We start from the raw sequence: 20,217 nt of genomic DNA, 5'->3' as shown, positions 1-20,217 counted from the left end.
TTTGCAGGTCTACGCCAACATATACACTATAACAGGGGGCTTTGACCTAAAAATCCCTTAGTATTTAAACTTAACGCTTGTTTGGCTTCCGTTTTTTCCTTACAATAAAACAAGTCATTTGTCAATCAACATAAAGATATATCACAATTTCCCCCAACTTGACAAAATTTCAGGAATCAGCAGGGCTGCTCTTGAGGGAGGGGAGAAGACTTATCTGGTAAGCCCTACGATGAAGACTTTCCTCCATGTCAGTTATTACAGCATTTTCTGGTTGTGGAATCTCCTGTTTTTAATGGTAGTTTATTTGGGAATTTTCCCGCTTATTGGAGTTTCACTCATTGCCGCGATTGTAGCCGGAGAAATTGAACCGGAGTTTCTAATTGCTTTACTAGCAATTCTCCTGACTCCTCCCCTTTGTACCTTGATTGGTTTGCTGAAGTTTCAGCGTCGTCCTTTGGAATTGATGCGGCTTTTTTATGGGGTAGAAGCACCAATTTTTACCTTAGCGATCTTACGGCTTTTTACCCTACGAGAACTCACCGGAGCGAGTTATTTAATCGTGGGGAGTCTTGGCATTTGCATGATAGCCTTTGGGGTAGAACTTTTAGTGGGCTATTTAGGTCAATCGGACTCTAAATCGACTCTCGTTACACGACAGAGAAAAATCCTCGCAATGGCTCAAGTCGCCCTTCATAGTTTGATGTTATTAATCGGGCTATATTTTGGTGCAGTTTTATTCTTTTATGCGGTTCCAGTAGCTGGACAGTTAATTATTGAGTTCTTCTCGTTTCGGTGGGTTTCTGCTTTATGGTATGAGTTAACGCACTACTTTTTCTCAACGCTCTGGTATATTGCTTTCTTTTCCCTCTTTTTTGTCCTCAGTACAACCTTATTTGTTTTAGTGCCTTCTAGTTTTACGGCACTTTATATCCATTCAGGACAGCGCATTTTACGCGCTTTTTCGGCACAGTATGGTAAGAAGCGCACCCTCTCGATTACATTGGGAATATTAACGACTTGGTTTGTTCTGTTCTTTTCGCTCCAGAATCAACCCCAACTGAAAGCTTTTGAACTGTTAGATCAACCTGTTACTAATAATGCGGATCGTCAAGAGATTATCAATCAGTCTCCAGCGATCAAAAAAGGCTTATTAAATGCCTACTTACAAGCCTATCGTTATTTGGGCAATGCTCAAGACAATGATGGAATAAAAGTCTTGTATAGCAATGTATTTAGCTTACCTGAACCTCTGTTAGATGGACTGCAAGCGGTTCATAATCAATTACTCTCTCCTTTTCTCTATCAAGGCAGTCCAAGGGATGAGGAAAAGGCGGCTAAACTTTATGCCCAAGTGTTTGATACTTCTATCCAAAAAGGAGAGCAGGCCGCCATTATTAAAGCTTTACAATCTACGGCAATGATTGATGAAGCAAAAGCGGGGGTTTTGAATATTAATCAACACCGGGTTTTGTTAGAAAAACAAGCGGTTACGGTGAAGGAAGAGGGAGATTGGGCAGAGGTTGAGTTATATGAAGTCTATCAAAATGTGACCAATGATGTGGAGGAAATTTTCTATTCGTTTACGCTGCCTGAAAGTGCGGTTTTAACTGGAATTTGGCTAGGAGACACAGAGAATTTAGATCAACGTTTTCCCTTCCAAGTGTCCCCAAGGGGAGCAGCCCAACGGGTTTATAATGCTCAAGTGCAACGGGTGAATCCGGTTGATCCAGCTTTGTTAGAACAGGTGGGAACAAGACATTATCGGTTACGGGCTTTTCCCATTCCTGAAAAACGGCAAACTTGGGAAACAGAACCTGTTGAGCGTCCTTTAAAAATGCACCTCTGGTTAACCTATCGGGTGATGAATCAAGAGGCCGGATGGGCGCTGCCGAAGTTAGGGGAAAAACGCAATATTTTCTGGACGAAGAAGACGGAACGATGGCGGAATGGAGAACGGGTTAAGGGGTTTGATCAAGATTGGTTAGAGGGGTTTTTGCCTGCTTCTGCTCAGGGGGTTAAACAATCTCATCAAGGGACGTTAAATGGTTATACGGTGACAGCAAAACCTTTAAGTGAGGGGGATTATGTATTACCCCAAGGACAGCATTTTGCGGTGATTTTAGATAGTTCTTACAGTATGGAAAGCCAACGTCAGGCGATTAATAAAACCTTAGACTGGCTGAAGAAAGAAGGGTTTACGGATGGGAGGTTAGAAAATAATGAGGCGGATTTATATTTGACGGCAACGGCGGAAGAAGAGCCTCAATCTTTCACGAAATGGCAGGATTTTAACCTGAACAAACAGGTTTTTTACGGCACGTTGCAACTGGATGAAATGCTGGCACAATTTAAGGCGTTAGCGGGCAATAAACCTTACGACGGGGTGATTGTTTTAACCGATGAGGGGAGTTATGAGTTGGCGAAAGATCAGGAAACGGTTCCGGTGATGAATGCACCGTTATGGGTGGTACATTTAGGGGGGTTTCCCGAGGCCTATGAGGATGGGGTATTACAGGAGATTCAGCGCAGTGGGGGAGGTGTAGCCCAGACGCTGCCGGAAGTTTTGCAACGGATGGCGACGACGGGGAAGTTGGGGGAGGATACCATTGCGGTGGTGGATGGCTACGCTTGGCAAAAAACAACGACGCTGGCAGAAGATAGTGAGACGGGATTTATGCCGTTAGCGGCGAGAATGTTGATTAAGGAGTTGACGAAAGGCTTTACTGCGCCGACGGTTGAGGATTTGGATGGGGTTCATGCGATCGCTAAAGAAACGGCCATTGTTACGCCCTACTCTTCCATGATTGTCTTAGTCAACGATGAGCAACGTCAAGCCCTACGGGAAGCGGAAGCATCAGAAGATCGTTTTGAACGCCAGGTGGAAGATGGCAACCAAACCCTTGATAAACCTAACAATCCTCTCCAGTCTAATCCGAGTGTAGGGGTTCCCGAGGGCAGGATGGCGATCGCACTCACCCTTGTCCTCCTCTTCTTTTTCCTCAAACGCCGCCCTCATTGATGCTCTTGAGACAGCCCCTGAAACCCCCAGTTAGGGGCTGTCTAGGAATCAATCTTACTTTTGTGGCCGCCATGAAAGCGAATGCCAATAAATACATCATATAAAAAGCCCCAGAAGTCCTTGCCCCCTTGGAAAATGCCTAAACAGAGGGGACTGCCTTTAGACTCTAATAAGGGCTTAGTGGCAGCATAGGCGGCCTGATATTTGTACCAAGGAATAGAAGGCCAAAGATGATGGACTAGATGGTAATTTTGCCCCATAATCAGCAAATTTAACAACGGACTGGCATAAACCCGGGCATTTTTCCAACGGTTGCGTTCTTGAAAGGGACGATGGGGTAAATAGTCGAAAAATAGTCCTAATGCTACCCCTACTACTAAGGCCGGGACAAACCAGTAATTGACAATATATTCAAAAAAACCGTATTGCAGGGACAGCCAAATAATCCCCCCAAAGACTAAACGACTCAGAAACCATTCTAATAACTCATAGTTCCGCCAGAGACGACGCTGGAAGAAAAACACCTCATGGTAGAAAAAGCGGGGGGCAATTAACCATAAAGGGCCACCTGTCGAAACAAAATGGTCTGGGTCGTTTTTGGGGTCGTTTACATGGGCATGATGTTGCAGGTGAACCCTTGTGAAGACGGGGAAGGCAAAACCTAAAATCAGGGCGCTGATATGTCCTAAGGTGGCATTGACCATCCGATTGGCGTGGGCTCCGTTGTGGGAGGCATCGTGAATGACTGAACCGGAGAGGTGTAACGCCAGTACATTGAAACTAAAACACACCCAATGCCACCATCCCCAAGTGTAGTATCCCAACGCTGAACAGGCCAACAGGCCGACGGCGGCAATACACATCCAAACATCTGGGTTCATTCCCCCCGGTGGCTTCAAAAATTCCTTGGGGACTGTTTGCAGAGGCTTTTCTACAGCCTGCATCGTGGCTCTTGCTCCTAAATTTCTAAAGTTTTATTGCGTATTTTAAGATAGATTGCGTACCCAAGGGAAATGTCTTTGCATTTCCCAATCAATGAACGGGTTAAGTTCAAGTTAAGTTAATCATGAGGGGAAAGTAGGATGGCAGCATGGCAAGGGTTTATTTTCGATGTGGATGGGACTCTAGCGGAAACGGAACGGGAGGGGCATCGTGTGGCGTTCAATCAGGCGTTTCGGGGGGCGGGTCTGGATTGGGATTGGTCGGTGGAGTTGTATGGTCAATTATTAACGGTGGCGGGGGGAAAGGAGCGCATTCGTTACTATTTAGAGCGGTTTCGCCCGGAGGAGGAGCGGAGTGAGGTGTTCATCCGCCAATTGCATGGGCAGAAAACGGAGTATTACCGACAGTTGTTAAAAGAGGGGGCGATTCCTCTGCGTCCGGGGGTGGGACGGTTGTTAGGGGAAGCGCAACAACAGGGGATTCGATTGGCGATCGCAACTACTAGCGCTTATGATAATGCGATCGCCCTCCTAGAACAACATCTCGATCCCCAAATCTTTGAAGTTATCGCCGCCGGAGACATAGTAGCGGCTAAAAAACCTGCCCCAGACATTTATCACTATGTCCTCCAGAAAATGGAGTTATCCCCCCGAGAATGCCTCGTTTTTGAAGACTCAGAACAAGGGGTAAAAGCCGCTAGCCAAGCCGGATTACAAACCCTTGTCACCGTGAATGACTACACCCAAAACCATGACTTTACAGGGGCTTGGCTGGTGGTAAACCATCTCGGGGAACCGGAACACCCTCTCACTGTTCTACAGGGCCATTGGCCCGCCCCCTATATTAACGTTGAGATGTTATTCCAAATTTCTCCCAAAGGGTAACAGGGCAATAATCATCAACTTAAAATGTTGTTTGGCAAATGGCAACCCGATAATTGTAATCGCCAAAATTAGCCCATGAATTAGGTGGACAAGGGCAATTTCCCAGCCGAAGAAGATTAACCAAATGACATTAAAAATTGTCGTCAGTGTACTATTAGCTTTCTCGTCCTCGACAATTTTTCGCCCAAAAGGGGTAAAGGTGGCAATGCCCAGTTTAACTGCTTGTAAGCCAAACGGAATGCCAATAATGGTCAAGCAAATAGTCAAACCCCCCACAATATAGCCCACACCACTGATAAAACCACCAAAAACAAGCCAGATAATATTACCCAGTAAACTCATGGAACTTTTTCCTCCTCGTTGCTAGAAAATGGTCTATTTGTACGGAAGCTTAACGAACTTTTGGTCAATTTTCTAGTCCAGCTTTACCGAGTCCTTTTCTCCCAATGAAGGAAACAGGTAGCCGCCAGCCCCATCTAGGTGGGGCTTGCTGAATAACTCGGGGAGCGGGGGAGCAGGGGAGCAGGGGAGCGGGGGAGCAGGGGAGAGGGGGAGCAGGGGAGAAATTCCCTATTCCCTATTCCCTATTCCCCTGTTGAGTCTAGCGTTGGTTTTTTTCAGCAAGCCCCACTTAAGTGCGATCGCGCTACTCAAAATTGCTTGGGAACGGTTTGGGAGGGTGTCAATTCTCTATCACTTCAAAGGATTGCACTTCAAACACCGGGCCAATCATGGCGAAGGTCATAATATCCCCTCGTACTTCCCCCTTGAGTTTCACTTTTAAGCCCTCTTGACACAGTTCAGAAGGGGCATTGCGCAGTTCATAGGTTTCCCCGGTGTCTGCGACGAAGGCCCAAGCGCCGGGACCCATGCCGCGATATTCAATTCTGCCTGTGGTTTGCATAGTCATGTTGGGGGGTAGAGGAAGATTTTGACACTCCTGGGCCCAAAGGCGTGAGGATTCTTAGATCAATAAATTTTCGGTAGGATAGGACAAGCGGTGAGATTTGGGGGGGCGGCTTCAATCTCGACTTGTTCATGACCGGATAGGGTTAAAAGTTCTTTGACTGCTAATTCGGCGCGATCGCCTGCTTGGACTAAAACCCCCTCCTGACAGGCGCTCGCGATCATATGATGTAGGGTTTCTTGGGCCGCCTGACTTTGCAGTTGTGGCCCCACATCTGGCCCAAGACTTAAAAACCCTCGACTATAATCATAGACCCGTGAACGGTTGACATCAATCTTACTATCTAAAATCACAGGAGCGGGCAAGGTGACAATCACCCTATCATTTTCCACCCGAATATCCTCCGCCGTCAGTTGGCTGAGATCCACCCCCGCTTTCACTTCCCCATAGGCCACATAGAGCAGCCTTGTAGTACCTAGGGTAACGCCCAAAATTTGCCGACTTTGCTGGGCGGGAACTACCGTTTCCATCGCATACACTGCCGTTGTTAACTCACTGGCATTGCGCAATTTTTCAATCAGAATGTTAGAAATATCAATTTCTGGTTCTGTTTTTTGGAATGAGAGGAATTTTCCCACCTCATTCACTAAACGGCTGCCAGACTGCCAAACTGTCACCGTTAAAATAACTAAAAAAATATTAATCCCCGCCTTGCCTAAACTGAGCAGCAATTTTTGAGGTAAACGAGTGGGAGGGCTAGGAGTAGTGTTCATGGTGTATCTAAGGGTAAGTTTGGGCTTGAAGTTCAAATCATCACATTTGGGCGGTAATTCCTCAATGGGCAATGATGCCAGATAGCCACTATTTTAAGACTTTTCTTAATTATGAATGTGCGATCGCAAAACTTCAAACGGTATCTTGCCGACCATTGCTATTCCCGGAGCGTTCCGTTAGGCATATAAGTCTGGGAGTCCAGTTCGTAGTTGCGCTTTAGCGCTAAATCGGGAGCAGGGGAGGGGCTGTCGGTTCTTCCTTACAACCAGTTCGTAGTTGCGCTTTAGCGCTAAATCGGGAGCAGGGGAGAGGCTGTCGGTTCTTCCTTACAACGTAAATTCTGCAAATTCGTCAGAATGATGATTCATTTCTACCGCTTCTAGTTTAAATTCTGGACTGTGAATAAAGTCCCTAAAATTGACTTGAGGATTTTGTTGTAAAATATTTAATAAACTCATAAAATCGCGGACTAATTCACGAGGGGTAAAAAGCTTATCTGCTCCTAAGCGATTGGTCACTTCTTGTTTAAAATCTTCAATTTCGGCTGTGCTTAATGGGCTTTGATATTTAAAATGTTGGGCATGAACTTCTATCAAGCGTTGCAAGAGTTGGGAGAGTTGTTCAGAGGTGAGGGGTTCTAGTTCTATCACTGGACCAGAATAGTCTTGTAAACCGTCTTGGTGAAAGCGACTTTTAGCTAAACGGGTTCGCCATGCCTCATCACTATATAACCCCCGTCGTTTATCTTCTATGAGTTGGGGAGTTCCGCCGACAATTACGCCTAAATATTCCGCTTTCCCCTGCATGGTGTCATTAAACATGGCCAAGAGTCGATCATAGTTCCCTTGCCGAGAACGGCTATGAGAGATTTTATAGAGATGAATGGCTTCATCTAACAGGATTATTAAGCCTTTATAGCCGATATCTGAAGCAAATTTAGCCCAAAGTTTTAGGTAATCATACCAAGTTTCATCGTCAATAATCACCCGCACATCTAAGGCGGTTCTGGCTTCGGTTTTGCTGCTAAATTCCCCTCGTAACCACTTTAAAGCACTGTCTTGTTTATCTTGATTATCTTCCCGATAGCCCCGCCAATAGGCAATAATAACGTTGGCAAAATCAAAGCCATGTACTAATCCTTCTAGATGATCTACGACTTCCCGGATTTTTAGTTCTACTTGATCATCAAATCCTTCCTCTCCGGGTCGTTTTCCGGTAGTTTGGGCAACTTGGGAGAGGATGCCACTGGTCCATTTTTCGAGGATTAGGGAAATAGCCCCCCCTTTGGGAGAGGTGCGGGTGGCGATGTTTTTCATTAATTCCCGATAGGTGGCTACGGCTTGGTTTTTACTGCCTGCTAAACGCAATTCTGGGGAGAGATCGGCATCGGCTACGACAAATCCTTGTTCCATGGCGAGGTGGCGGATCAGTTGCAGCATAAAGCTTTTCCCGGCTCCGTAGCGCCCAACGACGAAGCGAAAACCTGCCCCCCCTTCGCTGATGTTTTCTAGGTCTTGGGCGATCGCACTAATTTCCAATTCTCGACCGACGGCAATATGTTCTAACCCAATCCGGGGGACTACTCCGGCCGCTAAAGCGTTGATTAAGGCAGTGGAGACTCGTTTAGGAATTTTCTGCATGGGTTGAATGGATCAGGGTCAAAAGGTCTTGCAATTGCAGGGTGATGGGTTGGCTAAACAGGGGTAGATATTCTGGATCAATGGTGGGTAGAAGGGTTAATGTTTGGCGGATTAAGAAGGTGTCGCCGATGGTATTTAAGGCTTTTTCATTCAGAGCATCAATTAATACTTCGGGCATGGTTGTCATCTGATCCGCTAGTTGTTTTAAGTGGTCTTCATCCTCGTCTAAAATCGCCTTTAAGGTTTGCTGTTCTGGTAAGCATAAATTGTGTAAAAAGTCAAGCCATTCTTCGGGAAAAGAATTGGGTTTTGTTGGGTTGGAAGTCGTTAGAATGGGGGTTGTGAGTTGGTCTTCTAACTGGGCAAGTTCTGCACTTAAACTCTGCTTTTCTTGCCCTAACTGACTCAGTTCTGAGCTTAGACTGTGCTTATCTTCCGCTAACTGATGGAGTTCAGTGGTCAAGGTAGATTTATTTTGTTCTAACTGATTCAGTTCTAAGCTTAAACGGCGCTTATCTTCCGCTAACTGATGGAGTTCGGTGGTTAAACTAGATTTATTGTTCTCAAGTTTGACTACCTCTGCCTGTAAACTTTCCAATTGTAGCATTTTAGGCTCAATATTTTGCCAAGTTTCCTGTTTTTCTAGCAAAATTTTCTCTAGATTTTCTATTTCTAACTCTAGTCCTTCTCGTCTTGCTTCTTTGTGAAAAAGCTGCTCATCATTATATTCACGTTGTAGTTCTAATTCTGCTAGGGATTGACTTAATTTTTCCTGAAAGTTTTGCAGGTCTTTCACTTCATCCTGTAAGTTTTGCAGGTCTTGACTCAGTTTATATTTTTGCCGACTGAGTTGAGTTAACTCAGGAATCAGTTGCTCCCGCTTATTTTGTTGGGCTAAAATCTGCTTTTGTAACTGATCATATTCACTTTGTAGCTGTTCTAAGCGGTCTTCGCTTTTCTGGACTAAAATCCTATGTGCTACTCCTCCCCGCTTAAATTCTACGGGATGATCGGGGGCTGCTTGAAGTTGGGGGGACTGCCAAGGACTTGTTCCCTGCAAGGTTTTTTGCTCTGGAGTGGGGAGGGACTGATACAACTCTTTCCGGTATTGATGAAGTTCAGCCACGCGCATTAAAATCTGTTCTCGTTCGCTGTATAAGGCATGGAGATTAGATTCTAGGTTTTGTTGTTGATTGAGTGCGATCGCCATTTCTTGATGACAAGACTCCCGTTGTTGTCGCAGCAACTGGATTTGATGGTGTAGACCTTGTTTAAATTTCTTGTCCTGTTGTACCCGTTGGCGATAAAGTGCGATCGCACAGCCATAACTCCCCGGCAGTGCTGCAATCCCCGTTAACACCCCCTGCTTAAACTCCCGACTCAGCAAGAGTCCCAGTCCAAAGCTGAGAGAGAAAGCAATGGACCCTAAAATGACCTGATTGACCAGCTTATTGTTTCTAGATGGCATTGTACTGGAATTCCAGAAAACGGAAAAATTCCCCCAGAAAGGTTCACCTCTTCATTGTGCCACTACACCGACCCAATTCACGACTTAGCTTCACGACTTAGATTCACTACTTAGTTGTCATAATATGAATCCCATCCCAACTCTCTGGGGGAGGTGTTTTTAAATATAACTGACAACGCTGAATATGAATCTCCGTCGGATGATCTTGAGGTCGTAAACTTGCCGCTTCAGTAAATAATCTTAACGCCCTTTGAAAATCCCGTGCTAAATAAGCTTCTCGTCCCTGATGATAAATATTTAAAAAATGCTCCGTTTGAGGGTCAAGATAAGCAGGTTTTAAGCCAATTAACTCATAAATTCGCACCGCTCTACTTTTCCCCTTAACCCGCGTTTTATCTAATTCTCGGGTTAATAAACGCGCCGCCCCCCCACAGGAATCATAAGTATACTCGCTAATAATAATATCACAGGCATATTCCTTCGTCAGACTCTCCAAACGAGAACTTAAATTAACCGCATCCCCAATCACCGTATAATCCATTCGCTTATTCGAGCCAATATTTCCCGAAACCACTTCCCCCGAACTAATCCCAATGCCAAAACGAATCTGAGGTTGATTTTCAAACACACATTTTTGATTAAACTCTGCCAAACGATGACGCATATCTAACGCCGATTGTACCGCTAACCAAGCATGATTTTCCGCCAACGGTAGCGGTGCGCCAAAAACCGCCATCAAAGCATCCCCAATAAACTTATCTAACGTCCCTTGATAATTAAAAACCGCCTCCACCATCGTTTCAAAATACTGATTTAATAAAGCCACCACCTCCGTCGCTTCCACATTTTCCGTCATAGTCGTATAGCCACGAATATCAGAAAACAAAATCGACACATCCTTTCGTTCCCCCACCATCATTGACTGTTCCCCCAAAGCAATAACTTGTTCAGCCACACTGGGAGTCATATAACGGTACAGTGTCGATTTAATTCGTTTTTCATTACTAATATCCTCTAAAACCACCAATCCCCCCCGAACTTCTCCCTCGGGATTGGTTAAAGGATTCACCGTTAAATTCACACTGCGCTCAATAGGAACAATTTCATCTTGCTCTTCATCTAATAACTGTTCTCGCGGACAAGGAGTTTCATTCCAAGGAATATAAACCTTCGGATTGTCAGGACTCGGAATCGCTAAAATACAAGGTAAAATTGACGTATCTCCTGGCCGTTTATGAGCAATCCCCACTTTAAGAGTTTGTTCCGGTACATAATGCCTTGCACCCGTCGCTAAACTATCCTGCAAGCGGAAATGAATATTATCCACAGGTAGCACATCCCAAACATGGCGACCTAATAACTTATATTCCCATAACTGCCGAATTTTTGGATCACGAATTTGTTCTTCTGGACAGCCTAATAATTCCAAAGCCGCATCATTAATTGTAAAAATGCGACCCATAAAATCCGTTGAAATCACCGCATCCGATAAACTTTCTAAAATATCCTTCTGATATTGCTTTTCCGTTAAAACCGTTTCAAATAACTTAGCATTCTCTAACGCAATCCCTGCCTGAATATTGAATGCCTGCATAAACTCTTCATCTGAACTGCTAAAACTTCCCCCATTTTCCTTATTAATTAACTGAGTCACCGCAATTAATTCCCCACTGGAATTAAACACAGGCATACATAAAATACTTTGGGTACGATACCCCGTTCTTTTATCCGTTGAAGGGTCAAAACGACTATCTTTATAAGCATCGGCAATATTAACCGTTTTCCCCGTTGTTGCCACATAGCCCGCAATTCCACGATTGGCAGGGAGACGAATCTCCATCATAGTTTTGCCATCTGCCTTAGCAATTTTACTCCACAATTCGCCTTTTTCTCGGCTTAACATAAATAGCGTACTGCGATCGGCTTTCATTAAGCGCCGCGCTTGTTCCATCACCGATTTTAAGGTTGCTTCTAAATCTAAACTTTGTCCTAAACTTGATGTTGCCCGCAATAAAGCCGCCGCACCCCGTTGATTACGAGCCGCCATATAAAAGGATTGACAAGTTTCTAGAATAATGCCAATGGATGACGCAAAATCTCGAAATCTTTCCTCATCTTCTGCATCAAAAGGCACTTCTCCCGATTTGTTTAATAACTCCACTACTGCAACAACTTGTTGAGTGCTGCTTAAAATGGGCATACATAACACATTTTGAATAGGATAATTGGGAATGCCATCAATATCTATATTAAACAGAGGATGATCTTTCGTGTCTTGAATATTTAATAATTCCCCGGTTGCTGCCACATAACCCGCAATTCCTACATTCAAAGGTAAGCGAATATCTTTCGCTTCACTGTCCCCTTGTTGATTAATTTTGCCCCAGAGTTGCCCTTTCGTACTATCTAATAGAAAAATAATCGTCCGATCGGCTTGTAAAATTTGCCCAATTTTCAGCGTAAATGCGTCCATAACTTGCTCTAGCATCGTTTCTAGAGCTTCGTTATTAATCATGTCAATGGCACGCAGAAACTGCTGAAATTCCGCCGTAATAAAATCTAATAAACAGATAAATTCAGCAATCGAAAGATTCTTGACGCGATCCGTCAAGACGGTAGTGCGATTTAATTGAGTAAACTGGGTGAGAGAAGCTAAAATGCTCCCAGTATTCGATAGGGGCATAGGATCAGCGTGTAAAATAAACGCAGGGATCGGCGTTTAAGTGGGCTATAACATCAGGTTCAGATGGCTTTAAAGCAACAAGGCTCAATGGCAACGAGGGGAAATCCCCGTCTAACAGCAGTAGATGCAGGTCTGACTTATAGCGTAGCAGGATTAGAGTCGATCGGTTGTGATTCTAGTTACTGGTTTTACGGGGTGTTTCCCTCCCCTCCTCAAGAAGTTGTCTTGTTCCCACCAGTGGGGAGCAAAAACTCCGTATCTGCCCGAAAACCCGCCTGATTTAAGGCCATTTTAGCCACATTTTGATCTTGTACCCAAAACTCCCGCCCGAAACGGATTAAGCGCCGTTGAGAACCTTTCCCCAAGGAGGCAATCACAGGGATTTTTGCCTTGTCCTGCTCCCCGGAATGTTGGGTTAAAATGCCCCGGAGATTATCTAGTTCTTTTGTATTTATCCCTTGTTCCGTTGTCAAATCTACCCGCACCATCTGCACTGTATCTACCCATTCCATATCCTCTACTACCAGTTGCATTTTGTCCTGTTTTGGCTGGGGTTTTCCCCAAATAATCAAACGTGCATCGGTTTGGAGATAGTCCTTAACGCGCTCAAAGACACTGGAAAACACCACCCCTTCCGCTATACCGCTTAAATCTTCGAGTTGGACAAAGGACATGGGATCTCCGGTTTTGGTGGTGATTGTCTTAACGCTGTTCACCATGGCGATCGCACTTAACTTAGTTTTCCTGTTATAATTCCCCAACTCCGCCAAGTTCACCGGAGCGAAAATCTGACGCGCCACTTTCAGCGAATCTAAGGGATGTTCTGACACATAAAACCCTAATAATTCCTTCTCCTGATTCAGTTTTTCTGGCGGGGAAAAATCCACCACATTGGGCAAATTCGGCGCAGAATCAAACTTAATTTCATCCCGATTCCCCTTATTCTCATTTTGGCGAGTCACCCCCCACTCAAAAATATTCATCTGTCCACTATCCCGTTCTTTAGCGCGATTTTGCGCCCAAGCAATCACCGCATCTAAATACTGTAACAACTGATTGCGATTGGCATTAATCTTATCAAATGCCCCGCACTTAATCAGCGTTTCCAACGTCCGACGATTCACCACTCTTAAATCCACCCGCGCACAAAAATCCGCCATGGATTTAAAAATTCCCCCGGCTTCCTCCCGTGCCTTCAGAATCACATCAATGGCATTTTCCCCCAAATTCTTCACCGCCGATAAGCCAAATAAAATATTTTGACCGTCCGGTGTAAAATCAAACAGAGAACGGTTAATATCGGGCGGTTCAACCTTAATACCCATCTTTTGGCAGGTGTCAATATAGTTCTTTACCTTATCGGTATTACTACTATTTCCCGTCAACAAGGCCGTCATATATTCAACGGGATAATTTGCCTTTAAATAAGCTGTCTGATAGGTGACATAAGCATAAGCGGTTGAGTGAGACTTGTTGAAACAATTCGACGCAACTAACCCATTCTCCAACAAGAAATTATGATCTCGACTTACCCCAATATCATAAACAGGTTGAACTCCTAAAGACGTTCTCTTAATAATTTTCACCATAACACCCTAACTCTCTCCCTCTAGTCGTCTCCGCCATTCTTCGTCAATTTTATCCACCTGCTGCAAATTCTGGTCTAACAGATCCGTTTCTGTTGTATAGGCTAAATCTTGCTCACTCAGAATGTGCTGACTGGCAAACTGTCTAGCCTGAACCAGTTTCTGCTTGATTTTTTGATTCGCATTTTTGAGGATTTTAAAATATTGCGATCGCTCATTATTCCGTTGATTGATCACCTGATTTTTACGCTGAATCCAAAAATACCGCACAACAGGGATTAACAAAAATAACGCCCCATAGCCCAAGAGTAGCCAAGAAATGGAATTAATCCAAGCCAAAAAGCCAATCTCAGCCACTAAGGCAGGATTTTCATAAAGCAGAAACATTAAGACCAATCCACCCAAAATATTAACAAAGCCTAGACCTCCAGCTAAATTGAGTTGCTCCCGAGTAGCACTACTAAAACGCCAAGGTTTTTCCTGTAAATACTTATCCGGTTTGCTGATATTGGATTTTTTCGCCGTAACTTGTAACTCAGGAAAATAATAAATTAACTCCCCTTCTTCCGACACTTCAGGATAGCCATTGAAACGGGCTAAAACTGGCAGCATATAGCTTTCATCCTCTAATACCACCCGATCCAGTCCTTCAAAATAGGGCGTAATTTGTTCAGCAATGACCGCGCCCTTATTGCGTTGAATAACTGCCCCAATTTGCTGCCAGCGTCGTTCCTCTAAATCATAATTAGGATCACCTTCTCCGAACAAAAATGAGAATACCGACTCTAGAAAACCCATCTCTTGCTGTTGACTAGACCTAGCTAATTGTCTTTGTCTGTATCTTTTTTGTTGACCAGTGCTATAGTTAGCTCGGGGATTCAAGAGCCAGAATACATCCGAAACGTACCAAAATCGGGGAACAAAGATAAACCTTAATCCCCCATAACTCGACGAGCGAGAATTTCTTGATCCGCCATTTTCTTTGCTATTTAATGCGATTAAAATAACAATAATTGCCGTAACAATTAAAACAATAGAAATAATTAATAAAATTCCAAAGGAGATGCGAATGAGATAAAATAAGAACTGCCAAATTTTGCTTAAAGTCTCTTGCCATCTCAGTTTCCAGTCCTTATTGCGCAAAATTGCCCGAAAGTTTTTCGGAAAAACATAGGCAATTTCACCGGACTCGGAAACTTGTAAATTGGCTCCGGCATCAGAGGCTAAAACTAATAAACCTTGTTGAGCTAAATTAACATTTAATCCTGCTTTGGCCGCAACATCGCCGACTGTGACTCGGTAGCCCAGTTGTTCGACGGTTTTCATTAAAGTTGTTGCATTAGGAGTCATCACAAAATAGAGGGAATTGCTTCCTATCACGAAGGTCTGAACTAACCCATATTCCCCTTATAACATAAGTCGATGGGGAGATGGGGGGGATTCACGCCCAGGGAGTAGGATTACTTACTTTCCCTCACCATGGCACGATGACTGATCCGTTAAGCCCCCACACCCCCCTTGACAACAGGTCAGAGCGCGTGAAATGGTCAAGATTGGCTCGTTTTTTGCCCGAATTATCCCCAAAACCCGGTTTTTTCTATTCTGGGATCTCTTGCACCCCCACATTCAGCAAGAAATTCGCCGACTCTGAGGCTATGACATCAACTTGGTACAATCCCCCCGTAGGAACTTGCCCTTCCCAAGAGAGAATCCCCTCCGCATCGGGAATAATACGACCATCAGGACGGCGAATCTGCAATGTCACCCCTCCGCGCATGACTTCCACTTTTAACACCTGGTTGGCCTCCACTTCCACTAAATACCGCTTAATGGTGGTGGGACTGGTTTCACCTCGCACCGCAATGGGAACTCCCTCCGAGGTGGGGGGAATTTCTAAGGTTTGGCTGTCATAGGTGGGTTCTTCTGGGGAGGGAGAAGGGGAGGGGGAAGGTGAGGGTGAGGGGGAAGGTGAGGGTGAGGGAGAAGGGGAAGGGGAGGGGGCAGGGGCGGCCTCTAAACGGATTTCCACCCGATAATTCCGTTCTGTCGCTCCTGGAATGGGACTTAATTGAACAATATAGTCCCCCGTGGTGGGAAGGGACCCCTGCCAACTTTGCACCCGTCGAGCGTTGGGGGCTATCAGTTCTCCTTGAGGATTCAAAACGCTAAACCACACGCCGTTACTTTCGACAAAGGCGGTTAGGCGTTGGTTATTTTCTCCCCGTAAACGGTAATTTAAGGTCATATAGTCTGCCAGTTGTCCCCGTTCGGAGAAAACCTCGCCGGCCCGTAATTGAACGGCTTGCTCGATGGTTTCTGGGGAGGGTTCAGGTTCGGGACTGGGGCTGGGGGAAGGGCTTTCTGTGACTGGGGGAGGGGGAGGAGTGGGACGATTGAATACCATGACAATGCCCCAAGTGGTCAATCCTGCGATCGCACCAATTAACACCGTTAACCCCACAATGGCGGTGGAACTGCTGAAGGGGGAGTCGGTTTGAGGCTGGGGAATAACCGGATCTGGGCGAGCGGGAGGGGGAGGAGTGGGACGAGAGGGCGCCCCCCCCACGGCAATAGTCGCCACTTGGGACACCGGGGCCATCGTGGGCGCGCTCCCGGTTGGTGGAGGCTGTGGTGCTTCTGCTAAGGCACTTTGCACGGCCTCCACGGAAGAAAAGCGATCGCCGGGCCGATAACTTAACATCCGATTGAACACCCGAGCTAAGGGCTGACTCACTTCAACCTCCCGTTGCCATTGCCAGCGCAAATTCACCCCATCAAACAACTCATTGGGCGGTTTCCCCGTCAACAACACTACCGCCGTCACGGCTAACCCATACAGGTCGCTGTTGGGATAAACTTGACCCGTTTGGATCTGTTCTGGGGGCGCGTAACCGACCTTTCCCACCGTCGTTAAGGCCGTTTGACCATCAGCCGAACGAATACGACTAGCCAACTCCTTCACCACCCCAAAATCAATCAACACCGGAAGGCGATCGCGCTCTCGTAAAATCACATTCCCCGGCGACAAATCCCGGTGAATAATCCCCTGGCCATGTAAATAGCCCAAAACAGGTAACAACTGCTCCACCAGTCGCCGGACTTCCTCCTCCTCAAACCGTTTCCCCTCCCGTCGTCGCTCCTCCCACAACTCCTGAAGGGTTTTCCCCTCCACATAGTCCTGGACAATAAACAAGCGTCCATTTTCCCCAAACGTCGCCTGAAAGCGGGGGATCTGATGGTGCTGGATTTTATACAGGGTACTGGCTTCCCGTTGGAACAATTCTTTAGATTTGGCGATCGCATCGGGATCACTTTGATTAGGAAATAGCTCCTTAATCGCACACAATTCATTAAATCGACCCTCATCCTGCGCCAGATAAGTGCGACCGAAACCGCCTTGACCTAAGACCCGTAAGACCCGATACCTTTGATTGAGAACCGTTTGAGCTTCAAGAGGAGACTGCATAACAAAATAAACCGCAGAGAGTACAATCGCTTTTTCATTTAGAATAGAAAATAGTCCGTCCGCCTAGGACATTACATAATCCTTAGTAACTATCTAATCCATCTTATCGAGATGATAAGATTGCCCTGAAATGAGGTTCAAGAGTCTGCCGTGAGCCGTACTGCAACGATCAATCTTCAGCAAATGCTGACCCCCCTATCCGATAATAACCGCCTCCGGTTATTTTCCGGTTCGTCCAACATCCCCCTAGCCCAAGAAATCGCCCGCTACCTCGGGTTAGAACTCGGACCCATGATCCGAAAACGCTTTGCTGACGGGGAACTCTACATTCAAATCCAAGAATCTATCCGAGGCTGTGACGTTTACATCATTCAGCCCTGCTCCTACCCGGTCAATGATCATCTCATGGAACTATTGATCATCATTGACGCTTGTCGCCGCGCCTCCGCCCGACAAGTCACCGCCGTCATCCCTTACTACTGCTACGCCAGAGCCGACCGGAAAACCGCCGGACGGGAATCCATCACCGCCAAACTCGTGGCCAACTTGATGACCCAAGCTGGAGCCAATCGCATTGTCGGCATGGATTTACACTCCGCCCAAATTCAAGGCTACTTTGACATTCCCTTTGATCATGTTTATGGTTCACCAGTTCTACTTAGCTATCTCGCCAGTAAACAACTCCCGGATTTAGTCGTCGTCTCCCCCGACGTTGGGGGAGTCGCTCGCGCTCGTTCCTTCGCCAAAAAGCTCAACGATGCCCCCTTAGCCATCATTGACAAACGTCGTCAAGCCCACAACGTCGCCGAAGTGTTAAACGTCATCGGAGACGTAAAAGGGAAAACCGCCGTCCTCGTCGATGACATGATTGACACAGCCGGAACCATTTGTGAAGGGGCAAAACTCTTAAGAGAAGTTGGAGCGCGGCAAGTTTACGCCTGTGCCACCCATGCCGTCTTTTCTCCCCCAGCTATTGAACGGCTCTCCAGTGGAGTCTTAGAGGAAGTTATTGTCACCAATACCATCCCCGTCTTGCCAGAAAATCGTTTTCAACAGTTAACGGTGTTATCTGTAGCCAACTTAATTGGCGAAACCATTTGGCGAATTCACGAAGACAGTTCCGTAAGCAGTATGTTCCGTTAAGTGTCTGTTTTTATCTGCAATGTCGGGTGAAGACCCTCGGTTTTACCGACGGGATGAAACCCGACCCGTATAGAAACAGCGAAGCACGACTCTTTAGCTAAGGCTCAGGGATCACTCTTAGCATGACAATTTGTGCTGTATATGTTAGTATCCATCTAGTTGTTTGAGGTCGATAAACAAGGTGTGAAGGGCAAAAAAGGCTATCCTATCCAAAAAAGCTAGGAAGAGATAGGCCTTAAAACATTTAAGAGTAAGTAGACAACGTAAAGGCTTTGTCCAGAGAGAGGCATTGCGCGTCATTAAATCTAACGATTTTATCGCCTACGAAGACTTAAATGTTAAGAGATACCAACGCCGCTATTAACATTTTGAAAAGGGGACTAAGTACGGTAGGGCATACCGGAACTCACGCTTGGGGAGAGATTCCCTCTGGCTTGGTTGGATACGTCCTGCCAAGTTAAGGAAACTCGTTGAACCAAGAATCCCTCGCTTTTAGTGATGGGAGTGTCAACAGTAAACAGTAACGGTAAAGGGTGCGTCGGAAAGAATAACTTAGGTTAAACAAAAATAACTCCAATCCTGACGCACCATCTTTTCACTCTCCCCCACGCTACATATCACCTTAAAAAGTGTCAACAGACTTCCAACTCAGTGTTCCTGCTCACACAGACAAGACTCCCCCGAAAAATCAGGTTATCATTGATTTAATGACCCTCTAGAGTTTGCTTTTTGCTCATGGCCCCGGAAGTGATGATGACCACTAACCCCCCTTCTCAAGCAAGGTTAGAGCTTGAACTCGAAAGACTCCGTGCGCAGGTGATAGTTCTAGAACAAGAAAACGCCGATTTAAAAATGTTGCTAGAAAATGTCACCAGCCATGCTGACTTTATCGAAGCAGAGTTACACGCCACTAATGAACGTTTACAAGAAGAAGTTGGTCAACGCATGAAAACCATGCGGGCTTTGCAATTTTTAATCGGGATGGTGGCGCGAGATATTTCGGATTTACAAATTTTGCTGGAAACCACCACAGAACACGGGGACTTAGTGGAACAATTACTCCATAATGAGAGTATTCGAGATCCTTTAACGGGTTTGTTTAATCGGCGCTATTTAGACCAGAATTTTGAGAATATTTTGCAGGGAGCGCGCCACTGGAAACAATCCGTTGGCGTGGTTTTAGGCGATATCGACTTTTTTCGCACCTTTAACACAGAATTTGGTCACAAAGCCGGGGATGTTGTGTTAAAAGAAGTCTGTGAGTTTCTCCAAAAAAATGTCCGAGATGTAGACAGTGTTTATCGCTATGGAGGGGAGGAAATTCTGTTACTGTTACCGGGGGCATCTTTAACGGATACGGTGAGAATTGCTGAGTCTCTCCGGGAAGGTATTTATAAGTTGAGTTTATCTTATGGGGAACAAAATTTAAGCCAAATTAGCATTTCCTTTGGAGTAGCTTGTTTTCCTAAACACGGAACAACAGTAGATGAATTAGTAATTGCCGCCGATACGGCATTATATCAAGCCAAAGCAGCCGGACGAAATTGTACAATTGTGGCAACTCTTGACTCAGAGAGTTCTAGTTAACATTCCTGTTGGGGTACTGAGGATCAGAGCAAATTCTATAAATCGACTGAAATTTGAGGCAATAACAAGTTAAAAACATATCGCTCTCTGCACGACTCATTAGCATTAGGAAGATTGC

Annotated in this window: 14 protein-coding genes and 1 pseudogene; 5 read left to right on the top strand and 10 right to left on the bottom strand. The window is 45.5% G+C overall.

Annotated features, from left to right (window positions below; all coding sequences use genetic code 11):
- The first annotated feature begins 229 nt into the window (after nucleotides 1-229).
- Nucleotides 230-3,019, top strand: coding sequence for a TIGR02921 family PEP-CTERM protein (locus tag K4A83_RS02625; RefSeq protein ID WP_265262833.1), 2,790 nt, complete (start codon nucleotides 230-232; stop codon nucleotides 3,017-3,019).
- Nucleotides 3,020-3,060: 41 nt separating this feature from the next.
- Here the strand turns inward: K4A83_RS02625 and crtR are convergent, their stop codons facing one another.
- On the bottom strand, nucleotides 3,061-3,963 hold the full coding sequence (gene crtR, locus K4A83_RS02620; RefSeq protein ID WP_265262832.1) for a beta-carotene hydroxylase: 903 nt from the start codon (nucleotides 3,961-3,963) through the stop codon (nucleotides 3,061-3,063).
- A 138-nt stretch (nucleotides 3,964-4,101) separates the two neighbouring features.
- On the opposite strand from crtR, the gene K4A83_RS02615 reads away from it, so the two are divergent.
- Nucleotides 4,102-4,845 carry an HAD family hydrolase gene (locus K4A83_RS02615; RefSeq protein ID WP_265262831.1) on the top strand — a complete coding sequence of 248 codons (744 nt, stop codon included), beginning with the start codon at nucleotides 4,102-4,104 and terminating at the stop codon, nucleotides 4,843-4,845.
- On the opposite strand, the gene K4A83_RS02610 is transcribed toward K4A83_RS02615, so the two are convergent.
- The 9 genes from K4A83_RS02610 to K4A83_RS02570 all read right to left on the bottom strand — a co-directional run bounded on the left by K4A83_RS02610 (nucleotide 4,819) and on the right by K4A83_RS02570 (nucleotide 17,369).
- Nucleotides 4,819-5,187, bottom strand: a complete 369-nt coding sequence (locus tag K4A83_RS02610) for a YccF domain-containing protein (RefSeq protein ID WP_265262830.1) — start codon at nucleotides 5,185-5,187, stop codon at nucleotides 4,819-4,821. The two genes, K4A83_RS02615 and K4A83_RS02610, sit on opposite strands and share 27 nt — an antisense overlap.
- 340 nt (nucleotides 5,188-5,527) lie before the next feature.
- Nucleotides 5,528-5,749 carry a hypothetical protein gene (locus K4A83_RS02605; RefSeq protein WP_265262829.1) on the bottom strand — a complete coding sequence of 74 codons (222 nt, stop codon included), beginning with the start codon at nucleotides 5,747-5,749 and terminating at the stop codon, nucleotides 5,528-5,530.
- A gap of 65 nt (nucleotides 5,750-5,814) precedes the next feature.
- The gene (locus K4A83_RS02600) at nucleotides 5,815-6,525 is read right to left on the bottom strand and encodes a DUF4230 domain-containing protein (protein ID WP_265262828.1); all 711 of its coding nucleotides are present in this window, start codon (nucleotides 6,523-6,525) and stop codon (nucleotides 5,815-5,817) included.
- 327 nt (nucleotides 6,526-6,852) lie between these two features.
- Complete coding sequence (locus K4A83_RS02595) at nucleotides 6,853-8,166, bottom strand: ATP-binding protein (RefSeq protein ID WP_265262827.1); 1,314 nt, start codon at nucleotides 8,164-8,166, stop codon at nucleotides 6,853-6,855.
- The gene (locus K4A83_RS02590; RefSeq protein ID WP_265262826.1) at nucleotides 8,150-9,634 is read right to left on the bottom strand and encodes a tellurite resistance TerB C-terminal domain-containing protein; all 1,485 of its coding nucleotides are present in this window, start codon (nucleotides 9,632-9,634) and stop codon (nucleotides 8,150-8,152) included. Before K4A83_RS02590 ends, K4A83_RS02595 begins: the two co-directional genes overlap by 17 nt.
- Before the next feature lie 106 nt (nucleotides 9,635-9,740).
- Nucleotides 9,741-12,317, bottom strand: coding sequence for an adenylate/guanylate cyclase domain-containing protein (locus tag K4A83_RS02585; protein WP_265262825.1), 2,577 nt, complete (start codon nucleotides 12,315-12,317; stop codon nucleotides 9,741-9,743).
- Nucleotides 12,318-12,529: 212 nt separating this feature from the next.
- The gene (locus K4A83_RS02580) at nucleotides 12,530-13,906 is read right to left on the bottom strand and encodes a helix-hairpin-helix domain-containing protein (RefSeq protein ID WP_265262824.1); all 1,377 of its coding nucleotides are present in this window, start codon (nucleotides 13,904-13,906) and stop codon (nucleotides 12,530-12,532) included.
- 6 nt (nucleotides 13,907-13,912) lie between these two features.
- On the bottom strand, nucleotides 13,913-15,253 hold the full coding sequence (locus K4A83_RS02575) for an ANIS5 family metal-binding protein (protein ID WP_265262858.1): 1,341 nt from the start codon (nucleotides 15,251-15,253) through the stop codon (nucleotides 13,913-13,915).
- Nucleotides 15,254-15,500: 247 nt separating this feature from the next.
- Nucleotides 15,501-17,369, bottom strand: coding sequence for a serine/threonine-protein kinase (locus K4A83_RS02570; protein WP_265262823.1), 1,869 nt, complete (start codon nucleotides 17,367-17,369; stop codon nucleotides 15,501-15,503).
- Between the two features lie 150 nt (nucleotides 17,370-17,519).
- On the opposite strand from K4A83_RS02570, the gene K4A83_RS02565 reads away from it, so the two are divergent.
- The 3 genes and pseudogenes from K4A83_RS02565 (at nucleotide 17,520) to K4A83_RS02560 (ending at nucleotide 20,099) form a co-directional block, all read left to right on the top strand.
- Entirely contained in the window at nucleotides 17,520-18,512 is a 993-nt protein-coding gene (locus tag K4A83_RS02565) for a ribose-phosphate pyrophosphokinase (protein WP_321160990.1), read from the top strand.
- Between the two features lie 211 nt (nucleotides 18,513-18,723).
- A pseudogene (locus K4A83_RS22965) lies at nucleotides 18,724-18,973 on the top strand (hypothetical protein); the annotation flags it as partial.
- A gap of 289 nt (nucleotides 18,974-19,262) precedes the next feature.
- Nucleotides 19,263-20,099: a GGDEF domain-containing protein gene (locus K4A83_RS02560; RefSeq protein WP_265262822.1), complete on the top strand. Its 837-nt coding sequence runs from the start codon at nucleotides 19,263-19,265 to the stop codon at nucleotides 20,097-20,099.
- Nucleotides 20,100-20,217: the final 118 nt, after the last annotated feature.

The sequence above is a fragment of the Spirulina subsalsa FACHB-351 genome (assembly GCF_026130165.1).
Taxonomy (GTDB): Bacteria; Cyanobacteriota; Cyanobacteriia; order Cyanobacteriales; family Spirulinaceae; genus Spirulina_A; species Spirulina_A subsalsa_A.
Note: the sequence above shows the minus strand (reverse complement) of the source record. Positions and strands in the feature narration are given on the sequence as shown.